Source organism: Yersinia rochesterensis (assembly GCF_003600645.1).
Taxonomy (GTDB): Bacteria; Pseudomonadota; Gammaproteobacteria; order Enterobacterales; family Enterobacteriaceae; genus Yersinia; species Yersinia rochesterensis.
The window spans coordinates 3,530,994-3,546,480 of the sequence record NZ_CP032482.1 but is presented as its reverse complement, the minus strand read 5'-3'; the positions used below and the strand labels follow the sequence as shown (position 1 = coordinate 3,546,480).

Here is a 15,487-nt window from a genome sequence, read left to right as displayed (position 1 = left end):
ATGGGCTGGGAACGAACTAAAGCATTAACCTCGGAACTGTCACCGCCACCTTCACTGATACGGTGGCTGCTGGCAGGGGCCATGATGATGATCGTGGGCGTACTGTTGTTTATCCTTCATGCCTCAGGAACGGTAAAGACACTTTCTGAATTCAATATCTGGTGGATTTCACTGACCCCACTGGGTATCTGGTTGTTTCTGTTCTGCCTGCGAGGCTGGCTGTGGGGACGAGAAGTGGATGAACATGCGTTCCTGCAAAAAGAGGCCGATCTTGGTCAGAAACAATGGGAAGTTTGGGCGGAGCGTCATCTCGCTATTCTGGGAAGCGGCATTCTGTTACCGGACGGCGTAACCGCAGACGCTATTCTGGGGGCGACAGGTGACAGTCTTCCTTCCCGAGGCACGCTGACTCGGCGGATATCAGACACTAGCACGCCAGTTAAATACTGTTTGAGTGGCGTACAGAAAACGCTACAGGATCTGCCGCAAGATCTCCCCCTCAGTGTCACTATTGTGACTGATTTACCCACTGGTTGCCTTGTCGAAACCTTTTCTGCGGTCTGGTCAACGTTATTTCCTGAGCGAAGGGTTCCGAATGACATCACCGTCACGGATACCTTGTCCCTGAACTATGTGGAAGAACGGTTGAAACAGTCAGTGTTGACGGTCGATCTGATCCTGGTGATGCAGTTGAGGGGTAATGAAACATATTCCGATGGGCTGGCGGCATTGCTGTTGACCAGTGATGACGTGGCGCAGAAATATCATCTGCCGCATTTGGCACGTCTGCTGCGACCTATGCCTCTGGATATGACTGCGTTCGAGCAGGATATCAGCTTGTTTTTGGCAACTCAGACTGCGGCCAGCGGCAGCGCCCGTGTGCTCGGCGATGCTTTGTTCTGGGAAACATTTTCCGCACCATTGATGACCGTCGGCGCTGCGCACGGTGCCGTCTGGCAACCCGCCGAAAGAGGGATGCTGGAAAAATGGTGTGGTGTTCCGGGACCGTTGGCACCCTGGATTTTGACCGCGCTGGCTGTAGAACTTGTCAGTCTCCGTAAAGAGTCATTGCTAACACTGTTCTCCTCAGGAGAAGAGCATTTTATCAGTACTGTCACATCAGGAAACGAAGATGAACACATCAGGTAGTCTGTTCGGTCGTCTGGGACGAGTGGGTATCGTGCTAGCCGTGATCACCGCCATTGGGTGGTTGATTATACGCTATGGCCGACTGGCTGGGATTGATACTCCAGGAAAGCAGATACTGGCGTTGACTATCATTTGCATAGTGCTGGTTCTCCTACGCTATTCTCCAGTGATGGCTCGCAGCGTTCAGGAAAAATTCCACCGTAGGAAGGCGCAGCAGAGTCGTGCATTGCCGGGCAGTGAAGATCGCCTGCTCCAAACACCGCCCCGTCATGTCACGGTCGCTGAATTACAACAAGCCCTGCACCATACCTACGGCCGCTTCTGGCCCCGCAAAGTACGCATCCTGCTACTCACCGGTAGTGCGGCGGATGTTGAACAACTCACCCCCGGCCTGACGTCGCAATACTGGCAGGAAGACCGTGGCACCGTGCTGTTGTGGGGCGGCGATCTGGGGGCGCAGGCCGATAGCGCCTGGCTGAGTGCCTTGCGTAAGTTGCGCCGCCGGCCGCTGGATGGCGTGGTCTGGGTGACCTCAGCCTTGGCTCAACGCACTGCGCTAGGTCAGAAAGAATCTAAAACAACACTCACGACCGATATGATGGACAGCGTGGCGCAGGCGTTCGCTTCACGCTATGAACTCCTCGGCTGGCGGCTACCGCTGTATGTCTGGTCATTGCATGCCGATGGCGGGGCTGATCGCATCACGCAATCCGTGGGTTGTTTGCTGCCGGTAGGGTGTAAACCGGACGAACTGAGTACGCAACTTGCTGGGTTGTTGCCGTCGCTGATTGAGCAGGGTACACAACAGATTAGCAGCAACACGCAGCACCCATTCTTGTTGCAACTGGCCGATCAGTTAGCGCGTCAGCCAGATTCTGTCGCGGGCCCTCTTGCGACGCTGCTGAACCCGTATCGCCCTTCACCGCTGGCGGGGGTTATCTTCAGCCCGGCATCCGTCGATGCAAAACGCAGCGTGAAGCACCACTGGGGCAAGGATAACCGCTGGGATGTGTTGATTGATTCACTGCCATTATTGCCCGCAGGCTTAGCCGCGAAAAAGCTGGGGTTTGCCTGGCGTAAAACGCTGGCGATGGTGCTGGCGGGCATCATGGTGTTGTGGGGCGTGGGCATGGTGATGTCATTCCTGGTCAACCGAGACACGATTAATGCCAGTGAATCTCAGGTCAAACGGGCGGCTAACGTGCAGCAGCCTCTTCCGGCCCGTCTGCAAGCGCAACTGGATATGCAACACACGTTAGACAGATTGCAGTATCGCCAGCAACAGGGCGCACCGTGGTACAGCCGGTTTGGTCTGAGCCAGAATGATGCTTTGCTGGCCGCACTCTGGCCACATTATTGGGCCAGCGCCACCCCTCTGCTGCGTGATGCCGCCGCTCGTCACCTTGAAAAACAACTCATCACCATGGCGCAGCTTCCCCCTGACTCTCCGCTGCGCGACACGCTGGTGAAACCCGCGTATGAGCAGTTAAAACTCTATTTGATGCTGGCGCGTCCGGAGAAAATGGATGCGCCATGGTTTAGCACCACGCTGCTTCATGACTGGCCACAGCGCAGTGGTGTGCCGGACAGTCTCTGGCAGGGCAGCGGTCCGGCGCTGCTGGATTTTTATGCCCGTAATCTTTCCCAGCATCCAGCCTGGCGTCTGAAGTTGGATGAAAATCGGGTCAGTCAGGTACGTACCCGGCTGATCCGTCAGATGGGGGCGCGTAACAGTGAATCTTCGCTCTATCAGAAGATGCTGGCTCAGGTGGCGAATCAGTATGCTGATCTGCGCCTGTCTGATATGACGGGCGATACCGATGCTGAACGGATCTTTACCACAGATGCCGTCGTGCCGGGCATGTTCACCCGTAAAGCCTGGGATGATGCGGTAAAACCGGCGATTGAAAAAGTGGCCAGTGAGCGTCGGGAAGAGATGGACTGGGTGCTGAGTGACAGTAAAAATACCGCGTTGCAGCAGGATTCTCCCGAAGCCCTACAGGCACGTTTGAAGGCGCGCTATTTCGCTGACTTTTCCACCCGTTGGCTGGATTTTCTCAACAGTCTGCACTGGCAGCAGGCACAGACGCTATCGGACTCCATCGACCAGCTCACCCTGATGGCCGACGTGCGTCAGTCCCCTCTGGTGGCGTTAATGAACACCCTGAGCGTACAGGGTAAAACCGGGCAAACCGGTGAGGCGTTGTCTGACTCGTTGGTGAAATCGGCCAAAAATCTGTTAAACCGCGATGGGCAGCCCGCCATTGATCAGCAAGCGGGGGCACAGGGGCCGCTGGATGCCACTTTCGGTCCAGTACTGGCGCTGATGGATGTCAAGGCAGGCGGACAGGGCAATACCCACCTCAGCCTACAAACCTTCCTGACCCGTGTTACCCAAGTACGGCTTAAACTTCAGCAGGTGGTGAATGCCGCCGATCCTCAGGCCATGACTCAGACTCTGGCGCAGACGGTATTTCAGGGCAAAGCGGTTGATCTGACCGAAACCCGTGATTACGGCAGCCTGGTTGCCGCCAGCCTCGGTCAGGAGTGGAGTGGATTTGGCCAGACGGTATTTGTCCAGCCGATGGAACAGGCGTGGCAGCAGGTATTAACCCCTGCGGCCCAGAGTCTGAATGCCCAGTGGCAGGCATCTATTGTCGATGACTGGAACAGTACCTTCGGCGGGCGTTATCCGTTAAAAGATACCAGCAGTGAAGTATCACTTCCGCTGCTGGCACGTTATCTCAACAGCGACAGTGGCCGTATCGCCCGCTTCCTGCAAACTCGGTTGAATGGCGTGCTGCACAAAGAGGGCAGCCATTGGGTACCGGACAGCATCAATGCTCAGGGGTTGACATTTAACCCGGCGTTCCTGAAAGCCGTAGATCAGTTGAGTTATTTGTCTGATGTGGTGTTTGCCGATGGTGAAGCGGGCATCCGCTTTGAACTGCGCCCCGGAACCGCTAAAGATGTGATGCAAACTGATCTGGTGATCGACAGCCAGAAGCTCAGCTATTACAACCAGTTGCCAGTCTGGAAACGTCTCACCTGGCCCCATGATACCGAAGCGCCTGGTGCCAGCCTGAGCTGGATAAGTACGCAGGCCGGTACCCGACAGTTTGCTGATCTCTCTGGGGCCTGGGGGTGGATCCGTTTACTGGACAAGGCTCAGGTCACACCGTATCAGGGGGTCAGCAGCAGCTTTAATCTTACCTGGAAAGCGCCAGATGGCAGGCCGCTGAATTACACCCTACGAACCGAGGCCGGAGAAGGTCCGCTGGCGTTACTGAAACTGCGTAATTTTGTTTTACCGACGCAAATATTCAGCGTGGATGCCACCGGTGGCGCTCAGAAAACGGATACCGCAACAGAAGAGGGATACTGATGGCTACGTTGCACACCTTACTCAGCGCCTGCCATGCCGAACCGCAGGCGCTTTCGCAACCGGTACAGCAGCAGATCTTGCTCTGGGAAAAATGGTTGGTTCCCATTGCCCCGGACTCACTGGTGGGTGATGACCCCGGTTATGACGATGACTTCCAGCAGATGCGTGAAGAGGTGAACAAACTGTCCGGCGCAGACACCGGTTTGGTCTGTGCACTGGCAGAGAAACTGCTGACCGGGGTGAGCAAGGATGTGCGCATCGCGACCTACTATATCTGGGCGCGGCTGCACATCGATGGCGAAAGCGGGCTAGCGGATGGTCTGGCCTTGCTGGCCGGGTTGATCCAACGCTTTGGTGATGCACTGCATCCGCAACGTGGCAACAGCCGCAAACTGGCACTGGAATGGTTGGCAGGTAGCCGGGTGCTGGATAGCCTGTCACTGTACCCCGAAGTTACAAAAGCTGACTTTGAACGCATTGTGGGTGCATTGGTGTTAACCGAGGAAAGTGTTGGTGGTTGGGATGAATCCACCCGCCCTCAGCTCGCTGCCCTTTACGCGGCATTGGAAAACCGGCTAATGCAGTCCGGCGGCCCTGATGCCGTTATCCCACAAAACAGCAGTCTCCCTCGTCACTCTGCGCCTGATGCTCCTGCGTTGAAAGCCGTCAGCTCCGGGCGTGATTTGCTCGATCAGGCAAAACTGCTGGCGGTTTTTTTGCGCGACCAGCCGAACGGCTGGCTGTCGGGGCATCATCTGATGAAAAGCATTCGTCTGGACACCCTGCATGAACTGCCGCCACTGGCAGCTGACGGATGTACCCGTCTGGCTCCGCCGAAGCTGGAGAACCGCGCACTGCTGAAACGTCTTTATCTGCAACAAAGCTGGCTGGAACTGCTGGAGCAAACCGACATCCTGTTTGCTCAGGGCGTTAATCACCTGTGGCTGGATCTCCAGTGGTATACCCATCAGGCACTGCTGAAAACAGGTGGGCAGCATGAGCGTTGGGCTGACATCATTCAGCAGGATTTGAATGGTCTGCTGACCCGCTTGCCCGGGCTCGAAGGTCTGGCATTCAGTGATGGAACACCTTTTGCTGATGAGGTGACCTTGCACTGGATAAACCAGCACGTCATGGCAGCAGAAAGTTGGGGCAGTGAACCGGCAGCCTCCGCCAGTACGGCGGGTGATGACGATATTTTGCAACTGGAGCCGGAAGCGCTGGCGCAAGCCGACAGCGAAGGCGTGGAAGCGGCACTGAACTGGCTGCAAAACCGTCCGGGTACCCGCACCTCTCGCCATCAGTGGCTAATCCGCCTGCTGATGGCGCGGGTCGCCGAGCAGTACGGAAAAAACGACATGGCATTGCATTTGCTGGGTGAGCTGGAGGGGAACGCGACCTTGATGACGCTCACCCAATGGGAGCCGGAATTACTGTTTGAAGTGAAAGCCCGTCGCCTGAAATTGCTGCGCATGAAAGCCAGCCGAACCGAGTCGGACAAATCACGGCTGCATGGCGAGATGGAAAACCTGCTCGCCGGATTAGTGGCCCTCGACCCGGCACGGGCTGCGGTGCTGTGTGGTTAATCGATAACCCTATCCTGATAAAAAGAAAACCATGAAAGACCTTACCCTGCGTTATTACGACGCCGAAATGCGCTATCTGCGCGATGCAGCTAAAGAGTTTGCCCAAACTCACCCTGACCGGGCAGCGATGTTAGATCTGGATAAACCCGGTACGCCTGACCCTTACGTCGAACGCCTGTTTGAAGGCTTTGCCTTCTCCATGGGGCGATTGCGCGAAAAAATTGATGACGACCTGCCGGAGTTCACCGAAGGGCTGGTGAGCATGTTGTGGCCGCACTATCTACGCACCATTCCCTCGCTGTCGGTGGTGGCGCTGACCCCGGATGTTCCGGCGATGAAAATGGCTGAAATCGTGCCCGAAGGCATGGAAATCTATTCCCGCCCCATTGGGCCGAAGAATACCGTTTGCCAGTACCGCACTACCCGCGATATGGTACTCAACCCGCTCGCCGTCTCAACCGTGGTGATGGCGACCGAACCAGACGGCCGTTCGGTGCTGCGCCTGCGACTGGCCTGCAGCCCACAAGCTGACTGGTCGCAGGTGGACTTACGTCGCTTGTGTTTTTATCTGGCGGGAGAGGCGGCGGTCAGCAGTGCGTTACATCTGGCCCTCACCCGGCGGCAGGCCGCGCTCTATTTGCGTCTGCCCAATCAGGTTGATCGGATAAAACTGGATGGTTGGTTTTCGCCCGGTGGCTTTGCAGACCAAGACCTGCTGTGGCCCAAAGGCGACAGCGCCTTCAGCGGTTATCAGCTATTACTGGAGTATTTCACTTTCCGCGAGAAGTTTATGTTCGTGCATCTGAACGGGCTGGAAACCGTGACGCTGCCGGCGGGTATTGCCTGGTTTGATATCGAAGTGGTGTTTGATTGTCAGTGGCAAAGTGATCTGCCGGTCAGGGATGACGCGCTTAACCTGCATTGTGTACCGGTGATTAACCTGTTCTCGCTGGAAGCTGACCCGTTAACCATCAATGGGCTGGAAAGTGAGTATATGCTGCGCCCGCGCCGCTTGCAGGATGGGCATACCGAAATTTACTCCGTCGACGCTGTGACCGGTTCGCAACGGACATCCGATGCCACCTATGTTCCTTTTACCAGTTTTCGCCATCGCGGCGGAATGCAGCGACGTCATGCGCCGGAACGCTATTACCATACCCGCGTAAAACGAGGGGTGACCGGGCTGCATGATACCTGGTTGATCCTCGGCGGCCAGCAATGGGAAGCGGACCGATTGTTTACCCGCGAGGCGGTGTCGCTGAAAATTACCGGTACCAATGGTCAGCTCCCGCGCAAAGCGTTACAGAGCACGTTGTTGGACCGCTGCGAAGCAGTGTTACAGACGCCGCTGAAAGTACGCAATCTCTGCAAGCCTACGTTACCCTCTTATCCCCCGGCGGAAGACCACTTTCAGTGGCGGGTACTGAGCCATCTGGGCTCAAGTTACCTCAACCTGATGAGCAGCGCACAGGTGCTACGCGGGACGCTGGAGCTGTACAACTGGCAGGGGGATGAACTGAATAATCGCCGTCTTGATGCCATTCAACAGGTGCAGCACCACCAGACGCAGCGGTTTGAAAAGGGCTTTCTGTTACGGGGTATCGACATTGAAGTGACACTGGATGGCAACGGCTTTACCGGCGAAGGCGACATTCATCTGTTTGGCGAGATGCTCAACCGTTTCTTTGCCCTTTACGCTGACATCCATTTGTTCAATCAGCTCACCCTTATCGTTCAGCCTGCCGGGAAATGTATCCGATGGAAAGAGAATCACAATCAGCGCCTGCCCGGCTAATCGAACAACTGTGGGATAAACTGCCGTATACCCAGTTTTATCGCTTCTGTCAGTTACTGGAGCAAAGCCAGCCGGATGCCCCGCCATTGGGTAGTCACTGGCAGGTTAGGCACGATCCGGTGCGTTTTCGCCCCCATCCGGGCATGGGGTTTCCGGCCAGTGAATTTAAACGGGTGGAAATACCCGCGCATGCACACCTCCCACCGACCATCCGCACCACCTTTATGGGACTGTATGGCGTGGAGTCGCCACTGCCTACTGCGTATATCGACGATATTACCCAGCGCCGGGAAGGGCATGAGGCAGTCAGCGACTTTCTGGACATTTTCAATCACCGATTGATCACGCAGTACTACCGCGTCTGGCGGAAGTACTCTTATCCGGCCAGCTTTTCGCCCGGCGGCACCGATAAAACCTCTCGGTATCTGCTGAGCCTCTGTGGTCTGGGTATTGAGGGATGTGCACAGAATATCGCCACGCCGGTGTCTCGTTTTCTGGCACTGACTGGCATGATGCGCCTGCCCACGCGCACCAGTGAAGGCATTATTGCGTTAGTTCAGTTGCTGGCACCGGAAACCGATGCCCACGTGATAGCGCATGACCGCTGCCGTATCCCCTTGCGCAATCCACTGGCCCTGAGCGCACGTCACCCCATCAGCATGAGTAACAGCCCGGTAATGGGCAGTCACGCGGTGGATGTTAACAGTCAGGTATTACTGCAATTGAAAACCGATAACCCCGATGAAGCCCGAGAGTGGTTGCCCGGCGGGCAGTTACACACGGATTTGATGGCGTTGTTGCATGTGTATCTGGGGTCGCGGCTGCATGTGCGTTTACAACTGACGGTGTTACGCGCGCTACTGCCTGACGCACAGCTCTCTTGCCAGCCGAAAAGCACCGGGATTCTGTTAGGCAGAACCGCCGTAATGCGGACACAGCGCGTCGCGTCAACCACACCCACCGACACTGAAATGATCACAATTAATCTGGGCCGCTATCAGCGTGTTCAGGAAAATCTTCACCGAAGGGACACCGATGAATATGGCGATTACCGCTGGTAAAACACGTTTTGCATTACTGATGCTGGTCATGGTATCCACTCTGAGCGGATGTGGACTGACTCAGAAAGTGAGTGACGGCACCGTCGCGGTGACAAAATCCATTTTTTATAAGCAGGTGAAAACCCTGCATCTGGATATACAGGCGCGGGATGCGGTAAACAACAACGCGACCGGTGCCCCACTGGCCACGGTGGTGCGCATCTATCAGCTACAAGACCGCAAAACGTTTGACGGTACCGATTATCCCTCATTATTTGCCGAGGACAGCCAGGCCATCAAAGCCGATCTGCTGGCTGAAAAAGATATCCGTATTCGTCCGGGTGCTGCGGTGTCCATCGATATGCCGCTGGACGAAAAAGCGCAGTATGTGGCAGTCGCGGGTATGTTTCTGGCACCTGATATCGCTAACAACACCTGGCGGGTGGTGTTGAACCGTGACGACCTCGACCCCGATAAGGCTCGTCAGATTGAACTGAATAATCATGGGATGATTCTTTTACCCTTGAAGGATAAGTAATATGCCCCAGCCTTCTCTCTATGAAATGCTGTTCGGCAACGTAGCGGGTGAGCTTGACCTGCATCAGGTGAGCGAAACCAATCAGGTCGTCCTGTCGGTGCTCGATAATATGCAGCGCATTCTTAACTGCCGCGCCGGTACGCTCAGCCATCTGCCGGATTACGGCCTGCCAGACATGAGCAAAATCTTGCAGGGAATGCCAGGAACCGCACATTCACTGCTGACTACGCTCTCAGCCACGTTGCTAAAATATGAGCCACGGCTGAAAAGTATCAACGTGGTGCTACTGCCACAATCCGCTCCGGGGCATTTGGAATATGGAATTGATGCCGAGCTGAAAGAGCTCGGACTGGTGCATTTTGGCACCGCGTTTATGCCGGAAGGGCGGGTGTTGATACGGCACATGAAACAACAGTATCTTGATAGAACAACGGGAGTCTGAAGTGCATTATCGGGTTCTGAACTCCGGAGTCCCCACTCTTTATTTCTGTTTTTGATAAGGATATTTCGATGAAACTGCACACCGGCATCAGGCTGGCGCTACTGCTCAGTATCATTATCAACACGCCATCAATGGCACATTCCGGGCGAACCAACGCAGAGGGCTGTCATAGTAATCGCAAAACGGGTGAGTATCACTGTCATGGTGGTCAAAGTCGGCAGGTTGATTATGTTGGCCAGGATGCAGCGCCAACCCCGGTTAAAAAAGCAAAGTCACGTTCTGAGAAAAAAGAGAACGGAACAAGAACAGCGGAAAGTGGGAGACCGATGAACGAACGAAAGGCCAACAGTCCTGTATTACCTGCGGTTTCTCCACCACCGCAGCATGTGAGGACACAATGCGCAAACAGTAAGGATCTCAATGCGTATTGGGAGCCTGTTACAGAGCGATGCTTGGACAGGTCTACAGGAAGAGAAATGACTCACTGAATATCATCGACAGATACTAGGCTGGGTATGACTTCGATACCCCAGATAGCCACAGTATCGTGATCCCCGAGTGTCATTGTACTGACCATCGGATACTTTTACCCTTCTTGAGTTATTACCATGACACACTTACCTGAACGCCACCTGAAAACCGGCGGCGACCCGCGTTATTTTGCTGAATTCAGCGCCTTACGTAACGAAATCGGTAAATTACATCATCCCGCCCGCCCGGATGTTGACTGGGCGCGGGTCGAGCAGCTTTGTTTAGCGCTGTTTCGCCAGAATGGTGTTGAGCTACAGACCACCGTTGATTTTACCCTGGCTCGGACGCAAATTGCCGGGCTGGCCGGGTTGTGTGAAGGGTTGGAGCTGCTGGCGGGATTAATCTCTCATCAATGGAGCGCCTTGTGGCCACCGCAAACCCATGCGCGGGTGGAGTTACTGGCTTGGTTGAGTGACCGATTGCAACAGGTCTGGCGCACCATGACCCTGTGCTACGGTGATCTGGCGCTGGTTTACCGCGCTGAACAGGTGCTGGAACAACTCTGCACGCAACTGCAAACGCTGGAACTCAAGCATCTGAGTAAACTGGACGGTGTTCGCCTCATGTTACATAACGCCGCATTGCGGCTGGAGAGTGCTGAAGCGGACGCTGATACACCCGACCGATTGACTGTACCAATGCGGCACGCCGCGCGCTCGGAACCACAGCAACAATCACAACCCACCTTCGCGCCGATCACAGCCAGTGCTCCGCTGGTCTATATTGTCAACGAACCGGCTCCGCCGAGTGTGCAGGTGGCTTTCGCTCCAACTGAGCCGCCACCCCCCCCGCGCTGGAAGGCCGGGCACGGTTTTATCGCCGGGTTATCACTGATGGCGGTGCTGATGACGGGCGGTTTCGCTATCTGGCAATCACTCTCATCCGATCCGTTACGGGAGGCATTACTCGCCAATGCCAGCCCTCTACCCACACCGCTGGCCGCTAAATCAATTGATGAGCTGAAACAGCAAACCTCAGACGCCGCACTGGGACGTTTGACTGAACCCGTGCTGCAAGCCAGTGGCTCACAGTTAGAACAATTGGCGATATTGCCGCCGTTATGGGCGCAAATACGGGGTGATGCACTGTTATCACAAGCACAACAATTGTGGCCCGCCAGCCAAGACGTTAAGCGTTTGAGCACATTGTGGCAGCAACAGCGAGAGGCTGGAGCCGCCCCGCTGGGGGAGTTGAAATACTATGCACTGGCGCAAGAGCGCCTACGGCAACTGGCCGATCGCCTAAATGGATTGGATGAGAAAAAGGGGCGCTATATGACGGTCTCTGAGCTGAAATCGGTGGTCTTTGCGATTCAACAACCGCTGGCACAAACATTACCGTTGGAAGAGTTGTTGCGTCAGTATCAGGCACAGTCCGAGTCAGGGCAAACTCCATCTTCAGCACTGCGCCAACAGATTGACAGCCGGTTTACTCAACTGCTGAACCGGTATGCGTTACTCACGTTGCCCGAAACGGCATCGCCGTAGGTGATGCGTGACTGGCCATGCACACCGCTTGGACAAAAGATTTAATGCCGTGCCAGGAAAGGTTGACCAGGGATATTGCATCAGGAAGCTGCGATGAGTGAAGAATACAGAAACCATCGTACCGCGTGGACCTTAGGCGAATTGACGTTTGTGGAAACCCACTATGGGAAGATACCCACTACGGAGATAGCCACCCATTTGGGCCGTACCCTGACCGCAATAAGATTGGCAGCCCAGGAGTTAGGGCTTTGTAAGGTGCATGCGGTTCCTTGGACTGAAGAGGAAAAAGAGGTCATCCGGACACATTATGCCGATGGCGAGGGGATAACCTTTGTCGGTCAGTTATTGCCGGGGAGAACGCGGAAAACCATTTTTGCCATGGCAAAAAAAATGGGGGTCAAAAGTCTCCGAAGCTGGCAGAAAAATGAAGTCTGTATTTTGACGCAGTTTTACCCCAAAATGGGCACTAAAGTGGTTCAAAAACTGCCTCGCAGAAGTGTTGAGTCGATCAAAATCAAGGCAAGCCAACTGGGCCTGAAATACACGAGACTCAAAGTGCGTGAGACTCCCGTTCAGCGCTGGACTGATGACGAGTGGCGCTTGTTGGAGAAGAACCTTCACTTGTTCCCCTCCGAGATGACGGTATTATTTCCAAATCGTACAAAGTTAGCGATTGAAAAGGCGAAAGAAAGATTAAGAAAACGTAACAATATGCCAGGTGGAAGCAAGAATACTCTTAGTTAGAATTTCCTGTATGTACTGTTGGTTTGGCCTAGATATAACTACGTCATCTAACTGACGAATCCGTTACAGAGTCGTACCGATTCAATCTAATGAAGAGCCAGATAGCTTATTGTAATGGGTAAGTATTTATTATCGGGCCTGGAAATGGAGGGCTTATGAAATACTGCGAAATATATTTCTGACGTCCTACCTATCCTACACATTCAATGAATACTTCCCGAATCATTATTGGAGACTTTTCTCTAGTGCTTATCAGAAACGTCTATAATACTGGAATGGTAAACCTATAAAATATGTCTTATAGGAAAAAAATGGTCTGGAAAAATAAGAATACAATAAGGAGTAAGTGTGATTGATATTTTTAAATTAACGTGTAAATTGGTGGCAATATTTATGTTACCATTTTTTCTTTCGGCCTGCGTAACTAAGCAGCTTTCGGCTGATATCAAGGGGCATGAAACAGGCTATACTCATTATAATGATGATGTCATTATCGGAATGTCTTTGGCTCAGCAAGGTAGTAATAAAAACTGGGCGTTTGTTGGTACGCATTTCGATTATGTGTTGTCATCGGGAGTCGACGAATTATCAACACTATTAGTTACCAGACAGATTGATAAAAAAAGAATTCAGGTCGTCAGGGATGGTAGCTTTAGACTTAATGATAAAAAAGATAGGTTCATAGGTAATATTGAACTGAAGTATATTTATCAGACTGCGGTAGAGAGAGATAAAATAAAGTTGTTGATAAAGAGTACTGACTGGAATTGCTCAAGCAATACTGAAACAACAGGTGTTTGCAACATTAGCCTGGATAATCTGGTTGGCACTATTCATAGAAAAGGTGCTACACCGTCCGATATTTTCCGTTTTGAGCATCCTTTACGGGTGAATTTTTATAGCAAAAATGCCTCTTCTGCTAAGAGGGCCCTTTATCCGGTAGCGGTAGCTGCAGATGTGGTGATGCTGCCGGTCTATCTGCTGGGTGGCGCTGCCGTGGCTGCTTTCTATGGCGTAGTTTTATTGAATTAGTCTTTCTTTTTGAGATCCGACTATTCCCATGTACCGATCTAGTTTGATCGGGGCATGGGATGATTACCACGATTTGTTAGTACAGAGGTAAGATTTTACTCTCAGATATTATATCCTCACCAGAACTTATACCACGGCCTATACCTTAGCTTAGTTTTCTTCACGGCTTCATTCGGCATCTGATGAATAAGGGGCTGAGAATGATTTTTTTCATTCTCAAGTATTATTGCACATAACGCCCCGATTGAATCTGTTAGTGAATTTTCAAAATCCCTGCTTACATCGCTGAAACCTGTTTTAGCATGAATAAGCTCATGTATCAGTACACCGGCAAAGATATCGAGAGAAGAAAGACATTTTCTAGCTATTACCACAGACTGAGTTTCAGGATCCCAACAGCCAAGTGTTTCTGCTGATGAATATATATCCGGCCTCAATGTTTCAGATATTTTTATGTCAGCCACATTAGCTAAATAGCTGTTCCAAATAGTAGTGTAATGGTCTAATCATTCCGGACACTTTGTTAGAGATATAATGAGCAACACTAACAAGGTGAGAATGCGAAAAAAATCATTTACTCATGAGTTTAAACAGGAGTGCGTCAATCTGGTTCTTCAGCATAAGTACCCGGTGACCCAGGCTGCTGAAACAATGAATATTGGCCTTTCAACCTTACAACGCTGGCTAAGGCAGTATCGCGGAGAGATCCGCGGAAACACACCGATAGCCAGTGCTATAACACCGGAACAACGGCGAATACAAGAACTTGAAAAGCAGGTACGGCAGTTGCAGAGCGACAATGACCTGTTAAAAAAGGCTTCGGCCTTCTTCGCCATGGAAATGAACAACGACAAAAAGTCGCGGTGAAGCTGAAGAAGGTCGGTGCAAACATCCAACAGGTATGCCGCTGCTTATCGCTCACGCGCAGCGTATTTTATGCCCGTAGTCGTCGGCTAATGATCAAGCCCGATGTTCTGATGTTGCACGCGGCGGCTAAGCATGTTCACGCGGAAATGGATGCCACATATGGCAGCCGGCGCATGTGCATCGAGTTACGGGAACAAGGTTTTAACGTGGGCAGATACCGCGTTCGGCAGATAATGAAAAACTTATTACTGATAGCTAAACAGCCTGGGCGTCATCGCTATCCACGCGGTGGAAAACCCGCTGTCGTGGCCGCTAATCTGTTGAACCGGCAGTTTAATCCAGAGACATTGAATACCTGGTGGTCAGGTGATATTACCTATCTGCGTACCGTTCAGGGCTGGTTATATCTGGCTATCGTGATGGACTTATGTTCAAGAAAAATAGTGAGTTGGGCCTTCTCAGACAAACCGGACAGCGACTTGACTGTCCGGGCCTTAAGGCTGGCCGTAAATAAACGACGACCCACAGGGTCAGTGGTGTTCCATATCGGCGTAGCTCATGCCGAGTGCGAACATCCGAATGATTTTCTGCTCAATCTCATCGGAGAGCGTAGTCTGATACTTTTTAACCAGTTGCGGTTCAAAAGAACCGTTACGGTCACGGGGAGTGGCCAGTTCAAAGCTGCCGGTCGGAGTTTTGATATTTTTTTAGGTGAGCCATTTTTACGGTTAGCATCAATATCATTCGCCAGATGGGAGTCCAGTTCGGCGGTTAATGCAGCTTTAGTTAACTGTTTGATTAGTGGTGTTAAGATGCCATCTTTACCGGTCAATGATTGACCTGACTGGAGAGCTTTGAGTGCTTTTTCAAAATCGAAAGGTTGAGTTATAT

At 52.8% G+C, this 15,487-nt stretch carries 13 protein-coding genes and 2 pseudogenes; 13 read left to right on the top strand and 2 right to left on the bottom strand.

Going from position 1 to position 15,487, the window contains the following annotated elements:
• The 11 genes from DXZ79_RS16545 (at window position 1) to DXZ79_RS16495 (ending at window position 13,729) form a co-directional block, all read left to right on the top strand.
• Window positions 1-1,149, top strand: coding sequence for a hypothetical protein (locus tag DXZ79_RS16545; protein ID WP_050292317.1), 1,149 nt, complete (start codon window positions 1-3; stop codon window positions 1,147-1,149).
• Window positions 1,133-4,534 (top strand): ImcF-related family protein, encoded by a 3,402-nt coding sequence (locus DXZ79_RS16540; RefSeq protein WP_120011461.1) that lies wholly within the window; start codon window positions 1,133-1,135, stop codon window positions 4,532-4,534. The genes DXZ79_RS16545 and DXZ79_RS16540 overlap by 17 nt, the downstream gene beginning before the upstream one ends.
• The gene (tssA, locus tag DXZ79_RS16535) at window positions 4,534-6,120 is read left to right on the top strand and encodes a type VI secretion system protein TssA (protein WP_120011460.1); all 1,587 of its coding nucleotides are present in this window, start codon (window positions 4,534-4,536) and stop codon (window positions 6,118-6,120) included. Before DXZ79_RS16540 ends, tssA begins: the two co-directional genes overlap by 1 nt.
• 31 nt (window positions 6,121-6,151) lie before the next feature.
• On the top strand, window positions 6,152-7,915 hold the full coding sequence (tssF, locus tag DXZ79_RS16530; RefSeq protein WP_050115966.1) for a type VI secretion system baseplate subunit TssF: 1,764 nt from the start codon (window positions 6,152-6,154) through the stop codon (window positions 7,913-7,915).
• Window positions 7,870-8,976 (top strand): type VI secretion system baseplate subunit TssG, encoded by a 1,107-nt coding sequence (tssG, locus tag DXZ79_RS16525; protein ID WP_162928754.1) that lies wholly within the window; start codon window positions 7,870-7,872, stop codon window positions 8,974-8,976. Before tssF ends, tssG begins: the two co-directional genes overlap by 46 nt.
• Window positions 8,957-9,493 carry a type VI secretion system lipoprotein TssJ gene (gene tssJ, locus DXZ79_RS16520; RefSeq protein WP_280524505.1) on the top strand — a complete coding sequence of 179 codons (537 nt, stop codon included), beginning with the start codon at window positions 8,957-8,959 and terminating at the stop codon, window positions 9,491-9,493. The genes tssG and tssJ overlap by 20 nt, the downstream gene beginning before the upstream one ends.
• Window position 9,494: 1 nt before the next feature.
• Window positions 9,495-9,935, top strand: coding sequence for a type VI secretion system baseplate subunit TssE (gene tssE, locus DXZ79_RS16515; RefSeq protein ID WP_050115970.1), 441 nt, complete (start codon window positions 9,495-9,497; stop codon window positions 9,933-9,935).
• Window positions 9,936-10,003: 68 nt separating this feature from the next.
• Complete coding sequence (locus DXZ79_RS20840; protein WP_050115972.1) at window positions 10,004-10,423, top strand: DUF1283 domain-containing protein; 420 nt, start codon at window positions 10,004-10,006, stop codon at window positions 10,421-10,423.
• A 120-nt stretch (window positions 10,424-10,543) separates the two neighbouring features.
• The gene (locus tag DXZ79_RS16505; protein WP_050115973.1) at window positions 10,544-11,953 is read left to right on the top strand and encodes a VasL domain-containing protein; all 1,410 of its coding nucleotides are present in this window, start codon (window positions 10,544-10,546) and stop codon (window positions 11,951-11,953) included.
• A gap of 93 nt (window positions 11,954-12,046) precedes the next feature.
• Entirely contained in the window at window positions 12,047-12,697 is a 651-nt protein-coding gene (locus tag DXZ79_RS16500; protein ID WP_050115975.1) for a hypothetical protein, read from the top strand.
• Window positions 12,698-13,090: 393 nt separating this feature from the next.
• Window positions 13,091-13,729: a YidX family protein gene (locus tag DXZ79_RS16495; RefSeq protein ID WP_050116026.1), complete on the top strand. Its 639-nt coding sequence runs from the start codon at window positions 13,091-13,093 to the stop codon at window positions 13,727-13,729.
• A gap of 116 nt (window positions 13,730-13,845) precedes the next feature.
• Here DXZ79_RS16495 and DXZ79_RS16490 read toward each other — a convergent pair whose 3' ends face one another.
• The gene (locus DXZ79_RS16490) at window positions 13,846-14,193 is read right to left on the bottom strand and encodes a hypothetical protein (protein ID WP_120011459.1); all 348 of its coding nucleotides are present in this window, start codon (window positions 14,191-14,193) and stop codon (window positions 13,846-13,848) included.
• A 70-nt stretch (window positions 14,194-14,263) separates the two neighbouring features.
• Between DXZ79_RS16490 and DXZ79_RS16485 the strand changes: the two genes are divergently transcribed.
• Together DXZ79_RS16485 and DXZ79_RS16480 are read left to right on the top strand one after the other, a co-directional pair.
• On the top strand, window positions 14,264-14,596 hold the full coding sequence (locus DXZ79_RS16485) for a transposase (protein ID WP_072082714.1): 333 nt from the start codon (window positions 14,264-14,266) through the stop codon (window positions 14,594-14,596).
• A pseudogene (locus DXZ79_RS16480) lies at window positions 14,593-15,081 on the top strand (IS3 family transposase); the annotation flags it as partial. The gene DXZ79_RS16485 and the pseudogene DXZ79_RS16480, both read left to right, overlap by 4 nt.
• Before the next feature lie 48 nt (window positions 15,082-15,129).
• Here the strand turns inward: DXZ79_RS16480 and DXZ79_RS20720 are convergent.
• Window positions 15,130-15,485, bottom strand: a pseudogene (locus DXZ79_RS20720) (transposase); the annotation flags it as partial.
• Between the last annotated feature and the right edge of the window lie 2 nt (window positions 15,486-15,487).